Genomic DNA, 15,499 nt, shown 5'->3' on the forward strand with positions numbered 1-15,499 from the left:
GCCGTTCCGGGGGCGGCCAAAACACAGCTATGGTTAACGTCCACAAACTTTGCGTTCAATTTGCCGGGGAATCCCTCTTCGAAGACCTTTCCTTTCGCCTGGGGGCGGGAGACCGCGTAGGCCTGATCGGTAAAAACGGGGCAGGAAAATCCACCTTACTGCGGCTGTTATCCGGGGAAAACCAACCCACCTCCGGTACCCTGGCCCGGGAAAAGGAGTTGTCCATAGGCTTTCTGAAACAGGACCTTGATTTTGAAACGGGGTTTACCGTGCTGGAGGAAGCGTATAAGGCCTTTGCCGAAATCCAGGAAGTGGAAGCCCAGTTGGCCCGGGTAAACCAGGCGCTGGCCGAACGCACGGATTACGAATCCGAAGCCTACCACCAGCTCATGGTAGACCTGAGCGAGCTCACTCACCGCTTTGAATTGATCGGAGGGTACCGCTACCAGGGAGACACGGAAAAGGTGTTGCTGGGCCTCGGGTTCCGGCGGGAGGATTTCCAGCGGCAGACCACCGAATTTTCCGGGGGCTGGCGGATGCGGATTGAACTGGCCAAACTGCTGCTGCAAGAGCACGACCTTTTGCTGTTGGATGAGCCCACTAACCACCTGGACATTGAATCGATTATCTGGCTGGAGGAATTCCTGCAGCAATTCCCGGGGGCCGTTATGCTCGTATCCCACGACAAGATGTTCCTGGACCGGGTAACCAACCGCACCATAGAGATTTCCCTGGGCCGCCTTTACGATTACCGTAAGCCCTATTCGGAATTCCTGGAGCTCCGGGAGGAGATCCGCCAGCAGCAATTGAGCGCCCAGAAAAACCAGCAAAGGGAAATTCAGCAAGCCGAACGCCTGATTGAGCGGTTCCGGGCCAAGTCCAGCAAGGCCTCCATGGCCCAGTCGCTGATCAAGAAGCTGGACCGGATGGACCGGATTGAGGTAGATACCGAAGACACACAGGTGATGAATCTGCGCTTCCCCGTGTCCGTGCAACCGGGCAAGGTGGTGGCGGAGCTCAAAGGACTCTCCAAGGCCTATGGAAAAAACCAGGTCCTGAACGGTATCGACCTGATGGTGGAGCGGGGTTCGAAGATGGCCTTTGTGGGCCAGAACGGGCAGGGTAAAACCACCCTGGCGCGTATCCTGGTTGGAGAGTTGGATCACCAGGGCGATTGCCGGCTGGGGCACAACGTACAGCTGGGGTATTTTGCGCAAAACCAGGCCGAATACCTGGACGGGAATAAAACCGTGGAGGATACCATGCTGGATGCGGCCACCGAGCAAACCCGCCCAAGGGTGCGGGACATCCTGGGGGCCTTCCTGTTCCGCGGGGAGGAAGTGGATAAGCCGGTTAAGGTGCTCTCCGGGGGCGAACGCAACCGGCTGGCCCTGGCGCGGATGTTGCTGCAGCCCTTTAATGTGTTGGTGATGGACGAACCGACCAACCACCTGGACATCCCTTCCAAAAAAGTACTGAAGGAGGCCCTGCAGCACTTTGAAGGGACCCTGATCCTGGTCTCCCACGACCGGGATTTCCTGCAGGGGCTTACGGACCGGGTCTATGAATTCCGGGACGGGGCGGTGAAGCCCTTCCTGGGGGATATTGATTTTTATCTGGAGCAACGGGCGGCTTCCGATTTCCGGGCCATCGAAAAGGGCGATCCCGCGCCTGCCCCGCAAGCCGAAGCGCCATCCAACACCCGTGGCGGGAATGACCACGAGCTTCGTAAGAAGAAGCGCTCTCTGAATAACCGCCTGGGTTCCCTGGAATCCGACATTGCCGGCCTGGAAAAGGAAATCGGGGAGATGGACTACCAGTTGCAGATGGATTACGACCAGACGGTGGCAGATCCGGCCTTCTTTGATCGGTATCAGGAGCGAAAAACCCGATTAGAGGGCCTGATGGAAAAATGGGAGGCCCTTTCCGAGGAGCTTGAAGGGCTGAATTAAGGCCTAAACCACAAGAATCGGCACTTTCACAACATTTTTCGGGCATTTCAGAAACAACCTTTAGCGGGATTTGTAGGAAATCGTAATATTGTAGGAAATTACCTAATCACACGTACAGAAAAATGCGATTCACGCGGTTGATTATTTTCGGAATCCTGGCCCTTGCCCACCTGACCGGTTCGGCACAGGTAAGCCCGGCCGAACGGGAGGCCCTGCTGGAAATCTTCCAGAGCACCAATGGCCTGCACTGGGTTCGTAAATGGAATCCGGAAACCCCCGTGAACCAATGGCACGGAGTTACAGTTGAAAACGGCCATGTGGTTAAGCTCGAGTTGTTCCACAACAACCTGATGGGCCCCCTGCCGGAGTCCATTGGGGCGCTGCAGGAGTTAAAGGTGCTGAACCTGGCCTTCAACAACCTCACGGGAACCCTGCCCGAATCTGTGTTTTCGCTGAAAAAATTGCAAACCTTCAAGATCGAAATGAACCGCCTGAAAGGGAAAATTCCGGATCAGATTGGCGATATGAAGGACCTGGTGGAACTCTCCGCCTTCAATAACTTTTTATCCGGCCGTATCCCCAGTCGGATCGGGGAACTAAAAAAACTCGAAATCCTGAACCTCTCTTCCAATATGGTCATTGGGCGCATCCCGGAGGCCATCGGCCAGCTGGGCGAGCTGGAGGTCCTGGGATTGTTCGAGAACCAGCTGTTCGGGGAAATTCCCGAAAGCATCGGGAACCTGACCGCCTTACGCGAACTGGTCCTCTCCAACAACCGCCTGGGTGGCGCCATCCCGGAGAGCTTCGGGCAACTGGCCCAATTGGAGGTGCTGCAATTACAGCATAACGAATTTGATGATTATAAGGGGTTGGGGTCTGTCATTACCCGCCAGCTCCTGGTTTTCGATTACGATGTGGAAAAGTCTGAAATCGATTATAAAAGCCTTAATTTCTCCCGGACCCGTATGGCCGACACGAAATTTGAAGATGTTGACAATGAGTGATTAGGTTAGTTGACAACGTAGCTGTTGGGGGTGCCTTCGGGCACCCTTTTTTTATGCCCCTATGCCGCGGCAGCCCCGATTCTATTTATGATTTATTTAACGGGGCGGGATTAAACTTATAGATAGTTTTACAGTCTTAAAATCGACTGGCACAACCTTTATCTATGCGTAAAACAGTACTTTACATCCTTGGTGTCCTGGTTTTGGGTCTCTCGGGATGGGTTTCATACTTACTTATTTCCCGGCCCAAAGAAAAAAGACCTACCCCTCCCATGCAGGTCAAAACGGTATTTGTGGACACCGTGGAGAACACGGCCGTACCCATTCGGGTGCGGGCCAACGGAAACCTCACAGCCAAGCAGCGGATTGCCCTCTTCTCTGAGGTCCAGGGCATTTTCAGGGGAAGCGCCCACCCCTTCAAACCCGGACAACCCTACAGCAGGGGCGAGGTGCTGCTGCGCATTGACGCCTCGGAGTATCAGGCCAGCGTGCAGTCTGCCAAGAGCAACCTGTACAACCTGATCACGGCAGCCATGCCCGACCTCCGGCTGGATTTCCCCGAAATCTACCCGAAATGGCAGGCCTACCTGGACGGTTTTGACCTGGGTGGCCCCACGCCGGTACTGCCGGACATGACTTCGGACAAAGAACGCTACTTCATTAATGGCCGCAATATTGTTACCAGCTACTACAATGTAAAGAACCTGGAGCAACGCCTGGGCAAATATGTGATCCGGGCGCCTTATTCCGGCGTGCTTACCCAGGCCGATGTGACCGAAGGCACCCTGGTGCGCCCCGGCCAGGCCCTCGGGGTATTTATCAACCCTTCCGTCTATGAACTGGAGGTAGCCGTAAACAAGAGTTACAGCGATTTTCTCAAGGTGGGCCGCGAGGTACAGCTGGAGTCCCTGGAAGGGGCCGGGCAGTATACCGGGAAGGTATCCCGAATCAACGCCGCGGTAAACCAGGAATCCCAAACGGTTTCTGTGTTTATCGATGTATCTTCTCCCAAACTGAAGGAAGGAATGTACCTGGAAGCCCTGATCCAGGGCCGACAGGAAGAAGATGCCATTGAGGTGCCCCGGAAATTGCTCACCGAGCGGGGAGAGTTGTACATCCTCCGCGATTCCGTGCTGGACCTGGTACCTGCAACCCCGGTTTTCTTTACCGAACAAACTGCAGTGATCAAAGGGATTGAAAATGGCACTGTAATCCTGACCCGTCCCGTTCCCGGAGCCTATCCCGGGATGATTGTAAAACCCTACCGGGAAGGCGCCCAGGCCCCGGAGGTGACTGAAAACATGCCGTAAACACCCTCCAGATGAGAAAGATCATCAGTTATTTTATCCGCTTCGATGTAGCGGTTAACGTTATTATCCTGGCCTTTGTGGTCTTTGGGGTCATCGGGGTCATGCGGATGCGGTCCTCTTTCTTCCCCCTGATCGATTCCCAGACCATCACCATCAACATCAACTACCCCGGGGCTGCACCCCAGGAGATTGAAGAAGGGGTAGTACTCAAGATCGAGGACAACCTGAAAGGCCTGGTGGGGGTAGACCGTTTTACCTCCAGCTCCCGTGAAAACGGCGGCACCATTACCGTGGAGATCGACCAGGACGAGGATATTGACGTAATGCTTACCGAGGTTAAGAATGCGGTAGACCGCGTGCCGAATTTCCCTGGCGGCATGGAACCTCTGGTCGTAGCCAAGCGGGAAGCCATCCGGCCCACCATCAGCTTTGCCGTGAGCGGGGAAGGGGTTTCCCTGAAAACCCTGAAACAAATTGCCCGGCAGATCGAGTACGACCTGCGCGCCATGGACGGCATCTCCCAGATTGAGATTTCGGGCTATCCTGAGGAGGAGATCGAAATTGCGGTGCGCGAGCGGGACCTGCTCGCCTTCGGTCTTACCTTCCAGGAAGTGGCCCAGGCCGTGGGGCAGGCCAACATCCTCACCACCGGGGGAGATATCAAAACTGAAGAGGAGGATTACCTGATCCGCGCCAAGGCCCGATCTTATTACGGGGATGAACTCACCAACCTGGTGGTCCGTTCCGACCTTTCGGGCAACACCATCCGCCTGCGCGATGTGGCCGAGGTACGCGACCGGTTCTCGGAGAATCCCAATACCCTTTATTTCAATGGGAACCTGGCGGTAAATGTAGAGGTGAGTAATACCAATAGTGAAGACCTGATCCCCACTGCGGAAAAGATCAACGCCTACATCGTGGAATTCAACGCCACCCACAACAATGTGCGTCTGGATGTGGATTCCGACCGGTCCATTACGCTGAACCAGCGTACCCAGCTTTTGCTGGAGAACGGGGCTATGGGGATCCTGCTGGTACTGATTTTCCTCTCCCTGTTCCTGAATACGCGCCTGGCTTTCTGGGTAGCCTTTGGTATCCCGATCTCTTTCCTGGGGATGTTCATCTTTGCAGGCAACCTGGATGTAACCATTAACGTGCTTTCCCTTTTCGGGATGATTATCGTAATCGGGATCCTGGTGGACGACGGGATCGTGATCTCCGAAAACATCTACCAGCATTACGAAAAAGGAAAATCTCCGGTGCAGGCGGCCATAGATGGCACCATGGAGGTGATACCGCCCATTATTTCGGCTATCATTACCACCATTCTCGCCTTCTCTACCTTTTTGTTTCTGGACAGCCGGATCGGGGAGTTCTTCGGGGAGGTGTCCACAGTGGTGATCCTTACCCTATCGGTATCCCTGCTGGAGGCTCTGGTTATCCTGCCGGCCCACATTGCCCATTCCAAGGCCCTGGTGCGGAAAACAGAGGAAGAAAAGGCGCGTGAAAGTGGGTTCTTTGACAAGGTTTTCGCCAAGCTTCGTCAATTCAACGTTTACGGGGACCGCTTTATGGCCTATTGCCGGGAGAAAACCTATGGCCCGGTACTGCATTTTGTATTGCGCCACCGGTTTTTAACCATGTCCATCTTCCTGGGACTTTTCCTCGTAACCCTGGCCTCCATCGGTTCCGGGGTGGTACGGGTAACCATTTTTCCCAGCATTGCCAGCGACCAGGTGAGTATTGAGCTGCTGATGCCCGAGGGGACCAACCCGGACATCACTTACGACATCATTACCCGGGTGGAAGATGCCGCCTGGCGGGTAAACGAGGATTTTACATCCCGGCAGACCGGGAACCTCCCCGTGGTTGAAAATATCATCAAGCGGGTAGGTCCGGGCACCAACAAGGCTTCCCTGCGGGTTAACCTGCTGCCAGGCGAGGAGCGGGATTTTTCCAGCCCGGAAATCACCAATGCCATTCGACGGGAGACCGGGGAGGTCTTTGGGGTGGAACGCCTCACCTTTGGCTCCGGGGGTAACTTTGGGGGCAGTCCGGTATCTGTGGCCCTGCTCAGTAACGATGCCATCCAACTGGAAGCCGCTAAAGACGAACTCCGGGCCTATCTGGAGAACAACCCCCGCCTTACGGACATCACTGATACCGACCCGGAAGGGATCAAGGAAATCGATATCAAACTCCGCGAAAATGCCTATGCCCTGGGGTTGAACCTGCAGACGGTAATGAGCCAGGTGCGTGCAGGCTTTTTCGGGGCCCAGGCCCAGCGCTTCCAGCGCGGGCAGGACGAAATCCGCGTTTGGGTTCGCTACGACCGGCAGGACCGATCTTCCATTAACGACCTGGACGATATGCGTATCCTGACCCCGGGCGGGCAACGGGTGCCCTTCTCGGAAATTGCCACCTACAGCATTGCCCGGGGCGATGAGTCCATCAGCCACCTGGACGGGCAGCGCGAAATCCGCGTGGAGGCAGATATGGAGGACCCCAACGACAGTGCCACAGAAATTATCCAGGACGTACAGGAGAATTTTGTGCCGGACCTCCTGGCTAAATACCCGGGCCTGTCCGTGAGCTATGAAGGCCAAAACCGGGAGGCACAGAAACTCTTTACTTCCCTGAACAATGTATGGCCGGTGATCCTGTTCCTGATCTTTGCCGTGATCGCCTTTACCTTCAGAAGCTACAGCCAGCCGGTAATCCTGATTTTCATGATCCCTTTTAGTATTATCGGGATTGCCGTGGGCCACTTTATCCATGGGTTCCCCATCAATGTGCTGTCGTTCCTGGGGATTATTGCCCTGATCGGGATTATGGTGAACGATGGGTTGGTACTCATCGGGAAATTCAATTCCTACCTGCGTTCGGGCATGCCCTTTGAGAAAGCGCTTTCCGAGGCCGGTAAATCCCGGTTCCGGGCTATTTTCCTGACCTCCCTGACTACCATTGCGGGCCTGGCGCCCCTGTTGCTGGAAAAGAGCCGGCAGGCGCAGTTCCTCAAGCCTATGGCCATCTCTATCTCCTATGGTATTGCCATTGCCACGGTGCTCACCCTGATCATGCTCCCCATCCTGCTTTCCGTAGTGAACGATGCCAAGACCAAGATCCGCTGGCTGCGCACCGGCGAGAAGGTGGATCGCGAGGCCGTGGAACGGGTGATCAAAGAGATGAAGACCCAGGAAGAGCTGGACCACAAGCTTTCGGAGGCGAATGGAACTGCCCCAAAAAATCAAAAAGAATCCAACGTTTTTGAAGAACACGCTTCATGAAGCATTTACAAGCCCTCATATTGCTCCTGGCCCTGGTACCGGGCTACGGACAGGAGGACGTACTTACTAAGGAAGAGGCTATCTCCCTGACCCTGGAAAACAACCTGGGCATTCGGGTTTCCCGCAACCAGCGGCAAATTGATGCCAACAATGCCAGTCTGTTGAATTCCGGCTTCCTGCCTACGGTAACGGCCACAGGTGGCGGGAGTATAGACCGGCAGAACACCGAAGGGGTCCTGGCCAACGGGGATACCCGAACGGCCGAAGGGGCAGAAACGCGACGCTACAATGCCTCCCTGAACGTGAATTACACCCTGTTTGACGGCTTGGGCCGCCTGTACGATTACAAGCGGTTCCAGGAGCGTTCCCAGCAATCCGAACTGGAAGTTCGCCAGGCCATAGAAACCACCATGCTCCAATTGTTTTCGGTCTACTACGAGGTAGCCCGCCTGGAGGAAAATGTAGGCAACCTGCAACAGGCGCTTACCATTTCCCGGGAGCGGCTGCAACGGGCCCGTTACCAGTTTGAATTCGGACAGAATACCGGCCTGGATGTACTTAACGCCGAGGTAGATGTCAATACCGATAGTGTAAACCTGTTGAATGCTCAGCAGTTGCTGCGCAATACCAAACGGGACCTGAATCTGATCATGAACCGGGAACTGGCGGCGGAATTCCAGGCCGACACTACGGTGCAGTTCCTCCCTGAACTCCGGATGGAGGCCATCCTGGACCAGGCCAAAGTGAATAACGTGCGCATGCTGCTGGCGGAAAAGGACATCCTGATCTCCGAGTACAACTGGAAATCGGCCCGGAGCGGCTACCTGCCCACTATTGGGCTGAGCGGATCCTATGGGTGGAACGAGTCCAGCAACAACAGCCCGCTGGCCTTTGTGCTTCAGAATACCTCGGAAGGCCTGAATGGAGCCATCAACCTGAGCTGGAACCTCTTTGACGGGGGCCGGACCGTGAACACCACCCGGAATGCCCGGATCTCTTTTGAAAACCAGCAATTGCTGAAAATTCAGACCGAACTGGAGGTGGAACGGGATATACAGAACGCCTGGGGGGACTATCGCAATGCCCGATACGTCCTGCAGGTACAGCAGACCAACCTGCAGACCAACCGGGATAACTTTTCCCGTTCCCAGGAACGCTATGCTTTGGGGCAGATTACCTCCATTGAATTCCGGCAGGCACAACTTAACCTGCTCAATGCCGAACTGGTGCAGAGCCAGGCCAAGTACAACGCCAAGCTAGCCGAATTGCAACTGCTGCAGGTAAGCGGGGAACTGCTAAACGAGGATTTTTAAGAAGACCCTACTTGCCCGGCGACTGAATACCTGTAGGCGCAGGGAGGGGAAGGCCGCTGCAATCTAAATTCGGGTACAGGTTGTATTTTGATCCTGGGGGCAGGAACGGGGGTGTTCCCCCTAAAGGAATGGCGAAAGAAAACTGCAACTCCACAAAAAGCAGGTAGCCGTGATTGAACACTTTTTTCAATGTCCGTATTGCTGGGAATCCATCTCGATACTGGTCGATCCTTCGGCCGGGGACCAGCATTATGTGGAAGACTGTGAGGTCTGCTGTAACCCTATAGACTTTCATATGCGTTTCGCTTCGGGCGAACTCATAGAATTTCAGGCAGATGCCCTGGGTCAATAAGGATCAGGGCCGTGGCGGGTCCTGGGCCGGTGGCAGGTGACCCTCTGCCTGCAGGATGCCATCCATGCGCAGGTGGGTGATTACCGGTGTTTCTCCCATACGCACCAGGCTAACATGGTCGAAGGCCGTAGAATCCCCTTCCACCTGACTCCCTCCCGTGGTGCCCAGGATCATATAATCCATACCGTTTCGCTTCCGATGCGAAAACCTGTGAAAATGCCCGTTGATTACGGTGTATTTACGGCCCTCCAGGGCAGTTTCCAGGGCTTCCAGTGGGGCTACATCCCGACTCAGGCTCATGCCGTCGTTGCGTAACCAGAGGGGTTTGTGCATCAGCAGGAAGGTCCAGCGCACATCGGGGTATTGTTGGAGTACCTCCCGGAAATAGGTGAGTTGCTCGCTCCCCATTCCCCCAAGGTTGCGTTCCGGCATTCGGTAGTAAGTAGATTCGGGATAACTGCCTTCCAACTCCCCGTCCAGGATGCGGATGGCCGAATCCCGGGCCTGGTAGATTTCCTGCATGCGATCCTCCGTATAATCCTCGGAGTCTATCATCAGGAATAGCACATTATCGAACACAAAATGGTAATAGCGTGGGCCATAGCGCCGTGCCCAGAATTCCCGCATCTTTACATTGGTCAGATCGTGGTTGCCGCCCAGGTGGAAAAAGGGCATCTGGAGTTTATCTGCCCGGGCATCAAAAAAATCCCATTCCTTTTGGAGTTGTAACTCATCTTCCGTGCCTCCGTCAATCAGGTCCCCTACGCTCAGTACAAAGGTGGGGTCCAGCTGATTGAGTTGTGCTACTGCCCTGCTGAATACCCCGGGGCGTTCGCCCCCATTCAGGTCTGAAATGATGGCGAAGGTAAAATCTGTTTCGGTAGGCTCGAAAGCTTCCGAATTCCAGGGCCTGGGCCCTTCCGAAAGGTCATGACGAAAAACCGGCTCGGGGCCCTTTTGTTGGTCCCTGCAGCCCTGCCATATACCGGTGGCTGCCAGGACCCCGAGAACGATGCCCAGATTCCTGCCCATGGTGTTACATCTGCTTTTCATTCGTATTATTGTAAAGGTTCATCAAGACAACTACCCTATGAGGCTGGCCCCATTTCCGGGATATTGCAAAAGATACATCATTATTTGGTTGTGTGCTGCACTGGCCCTGGAGGGCTGCCGGGATCACCCTGCCGCCGACCGCATGGAGGCCGGATCTACCCCGGCCAAAGCCCCGGTTGCACCGGAAGGAATGGCTTACATTCCAGGGGGTCAATTCCTGATGGGGGGCAAATCTGCCCAGGCGCAGGAAGATGAATTGCCGCGCAGGTCCGTAGGGGTGTCCGCGTTCTTTATGGATCGCACCGAGGTGACCAACCTTCAGTTCCAGGCTTTTACGGAGGCTACGGGTTACGTAACCATTGCAGAGCAACCGGTAGACTGGGAAGCCCTTAAGACACAGCTCCCCCCTGGCACCCCAAAACCCCCGGATTCCTTGTTGGCCGCCGGGTCCCTGGTATTCCAGCCAACGGACGGCCCGGTAGACTTAAGGGACCTGAGCCAGTGGTGGGCATGGACCCTTGGGGCGGATTGGAAACATCCGGAAGGCCCTGGCAGCAGCCTGGAGGGCCGTTGGGACCACCCAGTGGTCCATATTGCCAGGGAAGATGCCCAGGCCTATGCCCGTTGGGCCGGCAAGCGCCTGCCTACGGAGGCAGAGTGGGAGTGGGCCGCCATGGGCGGACTGAAAGACCCGAAATACCCCTGGGGAAACGACCCGGTTACGGCCGCCGCCGACCGGGCGAATTTCTGGCAGGGGGTGTTCCCCTTTCGCAATGATACCTTAGATGGATACTACCGCACGGCTCCTGTGGGGTCCTACCCGGCCAATGGGTATGGCCTTTTCGATATGGCGGGGAATGTCTGGGAATGGTGTGCGGACAAGTACCGCGCAGATACCTACCAAATGCAAACGGCCCCGTCGGAAGTGATTAATCCGCTGGGCCCGGATACCTCCTTTGACCCGGCCGAACCCCAGGCAGAAAAATATGTGATCCGCGGAGGGTCATATCTCTGCAGTGAATCCTATTGCACGGGATACCGCGTGTCCCGGCGCATGCGCTCCACCCCGGATTCCGGCTTCGGTCATACCGGGTTCCGATGTGTGAAAAATGTGGAAGACGCCCCGGGAGGCTAATCGTCAAAATACCGGCGCAACTGAGTGCGTACATAGATGAAACGCCCGATGCCGATACCCAGGACAATTGGGGCCAGGACGGTCAGGAAATACCCCACGGTAACTATTTCCTGCAGCAGGCTTAGTTTCAGGATGGCAAAACCGGAACTCAGGAATACGATAAATGTGCGGAAATACGCCAGGAACGTCCTTTCATTGGCCAGGCGTGTCCGTTCCATGGCCAGGAAATCCGTGGGTTTTAAATCCTTCTTGTTTTTTTTGGTCTTGGCACTCATTTGTGGAGGTTTATGCCCGGCCTCGGGCATATATCAGGGCAAATTTCGGAAATTCCATGGGAATTTGACAGGTTGGCCCATTTAAGCTTCAGGGTGCTCCCTGGATAGAGGTCGCTTGTGCCAGTATCCTGCCAGGATGGAGCCGGAAATATTCATGAGGGGGCCAAAAACGGCTGGTGCCAGCCCCATGGTTGCAATTTTGCCCATGGAATATGCAATCCCCGAAGCCAGGCCACTATTCTGCATGCCCACCTCCAGGGCAATGGTGCGTGCATCCCGCGGGGTCATCCGCCAGAGGCGGGCGTAGCCGTATCCCAAAAGGTAGCCGCTGAAATTATGTGCCAGAACCACCAAAATCAGGGTGCCGCCCATCTGCAACAGGCTTTCCCGGCCGGCAGCTGTTATGATTATGATAATCAGCGCAATGGCAGCCATGGAAAGCCATGGCAGGAATTGGTTTACCCGCTGTAGTTTAGACCCGAGCAGGCGGTTGGCCCAAAGCCCGGCCCCAATGGGCAGCAGGATCATTTTAACGATGTCCCACATCATGGTCAGCACATCCACTGTAACCAATTCCCCGGCAAGCAGGCGCATACCCATGGGGGTTACCAAAGGGGCAAGCAGGGTTGCCAGGGCAGTGATGGTTACGGATAAGGCCAGGTTGGCCCGCGCCAGGTAAGCCATTACATTAGAGGCTACCCCGCTGGGGGAACACCCCACCAATACAATCCCGGCAGCAATTACCGGAGGCAGGCCGCTGGTATGGGCCAGCACATACCCCACCAGGGGCATCAGGGTGAGTTGGGCTGTGAGCCCGACCAATACCCCTTTAGGCTCACGTAGCACCCCCAGGAAATCCGAGAGGCTCATGGCAGTTCCCATCCCGAACATAATCAACTGGATCAGGGGAATGATAAGCCCGGTAAGCCGGTAGTTCCCAATGGTGGTAAACCAGGACGGATGATATAAGGCCAGGGTTACCCCGGCAAAAATAATGACGGGGAAGCGAAACCCCTTCAGTGCCGGGAAGCCCCCAAATCCCAGGGCCAGCATAAGGAACCCAAGGGTGAGCGGGGTTCCGGCATCTGTTGCGGTATCTGCCAGGAAGTGCCAGGCTGCCCACCCGAAAAGGGAGGCGGCCAATACCAGGGCGAGCACATACGGATTGCGGCGGCGGTCTGGCATTTTCATAGGGGGAACAGGGTCCGCAGCAGGATATAGAACACCGAGGGGCATAACAGGCATCCCAGGCCGGTGTAGAAGGTGGCCGTCATGGCCCCGTAAGGGACCAGTTTTTCGTCTGAAGCAGCCAGGCCCGCCACCACCCCGCTGGTGGTGCCGATAAGCCCTCCGAAGACCATGGCCGCATGTGGGGTATTCAGCCCGATCCGCCGCGCCGCCCAGGGGGTGGCGATGGTGGTGACCAGGGTTTTGATCACCCCTGCCGCCACCGAAATGGCGATGACTTCAGAGGAGGCCCCAATGGCAGATCCCGTAACCGGCCCTACAATATACGTACAGGCCCCCGCTCCTATGGTGGTTATACTGACGGCATCGGTATACCCCATGGCCAGAGCAGCCAGGCTGCCTACCAGAAAGGAAATGCCTACGCCTGTAAAGAGGGATACCAACCCAGCTTTGCCCGTTCGGCGGATGGTTTCCAGATCTGCGCCCATGGCCGTGGCAACCACGGCAAAATCCCGGAACATAGAACCGCCCAGTACCGCCAGGCCGGCAAATAACGGATGGTCTGCAATCCCCTTTTTACCCCCGGTAAAGGCCAGGGCCAAACCCATCAGGATGGCCAGGGCTGCCGCCGGGATTCGGCCCTTGGTGAGGTAGCGGGAAACCCCATGGGCCAGTAAAAGGATGCCTCCCACCATCAGGAAGGCGAAGATGAGCCCGTTGGTATCGAGTAAGCGCTCCAGTACGTCCATCAATTTCCGCGTTTTTCAGTGTCTTTGCGGCCTATGCGCGCCAAAATCGGGACCAACATAAACCCGGCCAATGTGGCACCGGCACCGGCCAACAGGGCTACCCACCCCCCGCCAAAGGCGGCCTTGACATTCAGGGTAGCGGCCATGGCCACAATAATGGGGATATACATGGCGCTCCAAAAGCCGATACCCGATGCAGTTTCGGGCCCCAGCCTGCCCCTGCGCCCCAGGTAGGCGGCCCCGAGCATCAGCAGGAGCATGGCAAAACCGACCCCGCCGATATCGCCCGGGATCCCCAGCAGGTTACCCAGTTGCTGCCCCAGGTATTTTCCAACCAAAAAACAAGCGCATAGCAGGGCTACTCCGTAAATTTTCATGGGGTATCGGTTTGGTCCTGAAACAGGGCTTTCACTTCGTTCTTGGTCACCTTGCCCAGCACATTGCGGGGCAATTCGCTTACCGTTAGGTACGCACGGGGTGTTTTATACGCAGGCAGGCGTTCCCGTAGCCATTCCGAGATGGCCTCTTGCCTGAAGGAATCTGAGGGCACCACGGCCGCGCCAATCCGCTCGCCCCATTCCAAATCCGGGATGCCCACTACGGCGCAATCCTGAATATCCGGGTGAGTGCGCAATACTTCTTCAATTTCCAGGGCGGAGATTTTATATCCCCCGGATTTAATAATATCCACGGAGTTACGGCCCAGAATGCGGTAGCTTCCCCTTTCAAGTACGGCAATGTCGCCGGTGCAGAACCAACCATCCGGGGTGAAGGCCTCTCGCGTGGCCTCGGGTTTTCCCCAGTATTCGCTGAATACATTGGCTCCCTGTACCTGGATTTCCCCGGGGTCCCCTGCCGCAACAGGTTTATTTTGCTCGTCGGCCAGGCGGATATGCACCCCGGGAAGTGCCTGCCCGATTGCCCCTGGCCTGCGTTCCCCCCGGTAAGGGTTGCTGATGGCCATCCCCATCTCGGTCATGCCATAGCGTTCCAGCAGGGTGTGCCCGCTAATCTCGCGCCAGGCTTCCAGTACACTTACCGGCAGGGCTGCCGAGCCGGATACCATCAGCCGAAATGTGCAAAGCCGCTGTTTCAGGGCCTGCTGTTCGGGTTTTGGGAGGACGTTAAAATGACTGATAAGTTGATAATAGATGGTGGGCACGGCCATAAAAACATTGATCTCACCCCGGGAAAACAGGTCAAAGACCGCAGCCGGGCTAAACCGGGGCAGGAACTGGCAGCAGGCACCACTCCAAAGCGCACAGCAAAGCATGTTCACGATCCCGTGTACGTGATGCAGGGGCAGGACGTTCAGGACCTGATCCCCCGCTTGCCATTCCCAGGCGTCCACCAGGGTGGTGATCTGGGTCCGGATGTTGGCATGGGTGGTTACTACCCCTTTGGGCAGGCCTGTAGTGCCGCTGGTATACAGGATCATGGCCCGGCGTTCCAGGCCAATTTCCGGCAATTCCCCCGAAGCGGTTTCCACGGATTCCACGGGGATCATGTCTATGCCCTTTTTCCCTTTAAACGGGGCGAGTTTTTCCGCAAAGTCCCTATGGTAAACCAGGGCTTCTGCCCCCGTGTCATCAAGCACATACTCCATGGAAGGCAGAGGGTGCTTTTCACAAAGGGGAACGGCTATGCCCCCGGCGCGCCAGATGCCCCATTGCACACTTACGTAATCGAATCCCGCAGGCAGTAAAAAAGCAATCCGGGCTTCTTCCAGGTCTGTTCGCCCTTGCAAGAGGGCATGGGCCACCTGCCCGGAAGCGTCCAGGAGTTGCTGGTATGAATAGGACTTCCGGTTGTCTTGGATGGCTTTCCGGGATGCGAACTCCCGGGCGCGTTCTACCAGGCTAATACACATGGGTATAAGGG

General features: G+C 56.1%; 13 protein-coding genes. 7 read left to right on the plus strand and 6 right to left on the minus strand.

The features are described 5' to 3' along the window. The first annotated feature begins 29 nt into the window (after nucleotides 1–29). The 6 genes from OZ410_RS06245 to OZ410_RS06270 all read left to right on the plus strand — a co-directional run bounded on the left by OZ410_RS06245 (nucleotide 30) and on the right by OZ410_RS06270 (nucleotide 9,218). Nucleotides 30–1,952 (plus strand): ABC-F family ATP-binding cassette domain-containing protein, encoded by a 1,923-nt coding sequence (locus OZ410_RS06245; RefSeq protein ID WP_277707064.1) that lies wholly within the window; start codon nucleotides 30–32, stop codon nucleotides 1,950–1,952. 122 nt (nucleotides 1,953–2,074) lie between these two features. Next, nucleotides 2,075–2,956, plus strand: a complete 882-nt coding sequence (locus OZ410_RS06250; protein ID WP_277707065.1) for a leucine-rich repeat domain-containing protein — start codon at nucleotides 2,075–2,077, stop codon at nucleotides 2,954–2,956. 272 nt (nucleotides 2,957–3,228) lie between these two features. After that, nucleotides 3,229–4,266 carry an efflux RND transporter periplasmic adaptor subunit gene (locus OZ410_RS06255; RefSeq protein WP_338156647.1) on the plus strand — a complete coding sequence of 346 codons (1,038 nt, stop codon included), beginning with the start codon at nucleotides 3,229–3,231 and terminating at the stop codon, nucleotides 4,264–4,266. Between the two features lie 11 nt (nucleotides 4,267–4,277). Next, a complete protein-coding gene (locus tag OZ410_RS06260) occupies nucleotides 4,278–7,553 on the plus strand; it encodes an efflux RND transporter permease subunit (protein WP_277707067.1) in 3,276 nt (1,091 codons plus the stop codon). Further along, the gene (locus OZ410_RS06265) at nucleotides 7,550–8,866 is read left to right on the plus strand and encodes a TolC family protein (protein ID WP_277707068.1); all 1,317 of its coding nucleotides are present in this window, start codon (nucleotides 7,550–7,552) and stop codon (nucleotides 8,864–8,866) included. The genes OZ410_RS06260 and OZ410_RS06265 overlap by 4 nt, the downstream gene beginning before the upstream one ends. 169 nt (nucleotides 8,867–9,035) lie before the next feature. Next, nucleotides 9,036–9,218, plus strand: coding sequence for a CPXCG motif-containing cysteine-rich protein (locus OZ410_RS06270; RefSeq protein WP_277707069.1), 183 nt, complete (start codon nucleotides 9,036–9,038; stop codon nucleotides 9,216–9,218). A gap of 3 nt (nucleotides 9,219–9,221) precedes the next feature. On the opposite strand, the gene OZ410_RS06275 is transcribed toward OZ410_RS06270, so the two are convergent. Further along, on the minus strand, nucleotides 9,222–10,250 hold the full coding sequence (locus OZ410_RS06275) for a metallophosphoesterase family protein (protein ID WP_277707070.1): 1,029 nt from the start codon (nucleotides 10,248–10,250) through the stop codon (nucleotides 9,222–9,224). 109 nt (nucleotides 10,251–10,359) lie between these two features. Between OZ410_RS06275 and OZ410_RS06280 the strand changes: the two genes are divergently transcribed. Further along, nucleotides 10,360–11,406 (plus strand): formylglycine-generating enzyme family protein, encoded by a 1,047-nt coding sequence (locus tag OZ410_RS06280; protein ID WP_277707071.1) that lies wholly within the window; start codon nucleotides 10,360–10,362, stop codon nucleotides 11,404–11,406. On the opposite strand, the gene OZ410_RS06285 is transcribed toward OZ410_RS06280, so the two are convergent. From OZ410_RS06285 to OZ410_RS06305, 5 genes are all read right to left on the minus strand, one after another. Further along, nucleotides 11,403–11,681 (minus strand): DUF202 domain-containing protein, encoded by a 279-nt coding sequence (locus tag OZ410_RS06285; protein WP_277707072.1) that lies wholly within the window; start codon nucleotides 11,679–11,681, stop codon nucleotides 11,403–11,405. The two genes, OZ410_RS06280 and OZ410_RS06285, sit on opposite strands and share 4 nt — an antisense overlap. Nucleotides 11,682–11,762: 81 nt before the next feature. Continuing rightward, nucleotides 11,763–12,872 (minus strand): bile acid:sodium symporter family protein, encoded by a 1,110-nt coding sequence (locus OZ410_RS06290; RefSeq protein WP_277707073.1) that lies wholly within the window; start codon nucleotides 12,870–12,872, stop codon nucleotides 11,763–11,765. Next, a complete protein-coding gene (madM, locus tag OZ410_RS06295) occupies nucleotides 12,869–13,618 on the minus strand; it encodes a malonate transporter subunit MadM (RefSeq protein ID WP_277707074.1) in 750 nt (249 codons plus the stop codon). Before madM ends, OZ410_RS06290 begins: the two co-directional genes overlap by 4 nt. Continuing rightward, a complete protein-coding gene (madL, locus tag OZ410_RS06300; protein WP_277707075.1) occupies nucleotides 13,618–13,995 on the minus strand; it encodes a malonate transporter subunit MadL in 378 nt (125 codons plus the stop codon). The genes madM and madL overlap by 1 nt, the downstream gene beginning before the upstream one ends. Then, entirely contained in the window at nucleotides 13,992–15,488 is a 1,497-nt protein-coding gene (locus OZ410_RS06305) for an acyl-CoA synthetase (RefSeq protein WP_277707076.1), read from the minus strand. The genes madL and OZ410_RS06305 overlap by 4 nt, the downstream gene beginning before the upstream one ends. Between the last annotated feature and the right edge of the window lie 11 nt (nucleotides 15,489–15,499).

It is taken from the genome of Robiginitalea aestuariiviva (genome assembly GCF_029537735.1).
Taxonomy (GTDB): Bacteria; Bacteroidota; Bacteroidia; order Flavobacteriales; family Flavobacteriaceae; genus Robiginitalea; species Robiginitalea aestuariiviva.

Bases quoted from the DNA above. Each gene is read 5' to 3' on its own strand.
- OZ410_RS06275 (WP_277707070.1), bottom strand. From the start codon at position 10,250: ATGGGCAGGAATCTGGGCATCGTTCTCGGGGTCCTGGCAGCCACCGGT.
- OZ410_RS06290 (WP_277707073.1), bottom strand. From the start codon at position 12,872: ATGAAAATGCCAGACCGCCGCCGCAATCCGTATGTGCTCGCCCTGGTA.
- madM (WP_277707074.1), bottom strand. From the start codon at position 13,618: ATGGACGTACTGGAGCGCTTACTCGATACCAACGGGCTCATCTTCGCC.
- OZ410_RS06265 (WP_277707068.1), top strand. From the start codon at position 7,550: ATGAAGCATTTACAAGCCCTCATATTGCTCCTGGCCCTGGTACCGGGC.
- OZ410_RS06305 (WP_277707076.1), bottom strand. From the start codon at position 15,488: ATGTGTATTAGCCTGGTAGAACGCGCCCGGGAGTTCGCATCCCGGAAA.
- OZ410_RS06250 (WP_277707065.1), top strand. From the start codon at position 2,075: ATGCGATTCACGCGGTTGATTATTTTCGGAATCCTGGCCCTTGCCCAC.
- OZ410_RS06245 (WP_277707064.1), top strand. From the start codon at position 30: ATGGTTAACGTCCACAAACTTTGCGTTCAATTTGCCGGGGAATCCCTC.
- OZ410_RS06260 (WP_277707067.1), top strand. From the start codon at position 4,278: ATGAGAAAGATCATCAGTTATTTTATCCGCTTCGATGTAGCGGTTAAC.
- OZ410_RS06285 (WP_277707072.1), bottom strand. From the start codon at position 11,681: ATGAGTGCCAAGACCAAAAAAAACAAGAAGGATTTAAAACCCACGGAT.
- OZ410_RS06255 (WP_338156647.1), top strand. From the start codon at position 3,229: ATGCAGGTCAAAACGGTATTTGTGGACACCGTGGAGAACACGGCCGTA.
- madL (WP_277707075.1), bottom strand. From the start codon at position 13,995: ATGAAAATTTACGGAGTAGCCCTGCTATGCGCTTGTTTTTTGGTTGGA.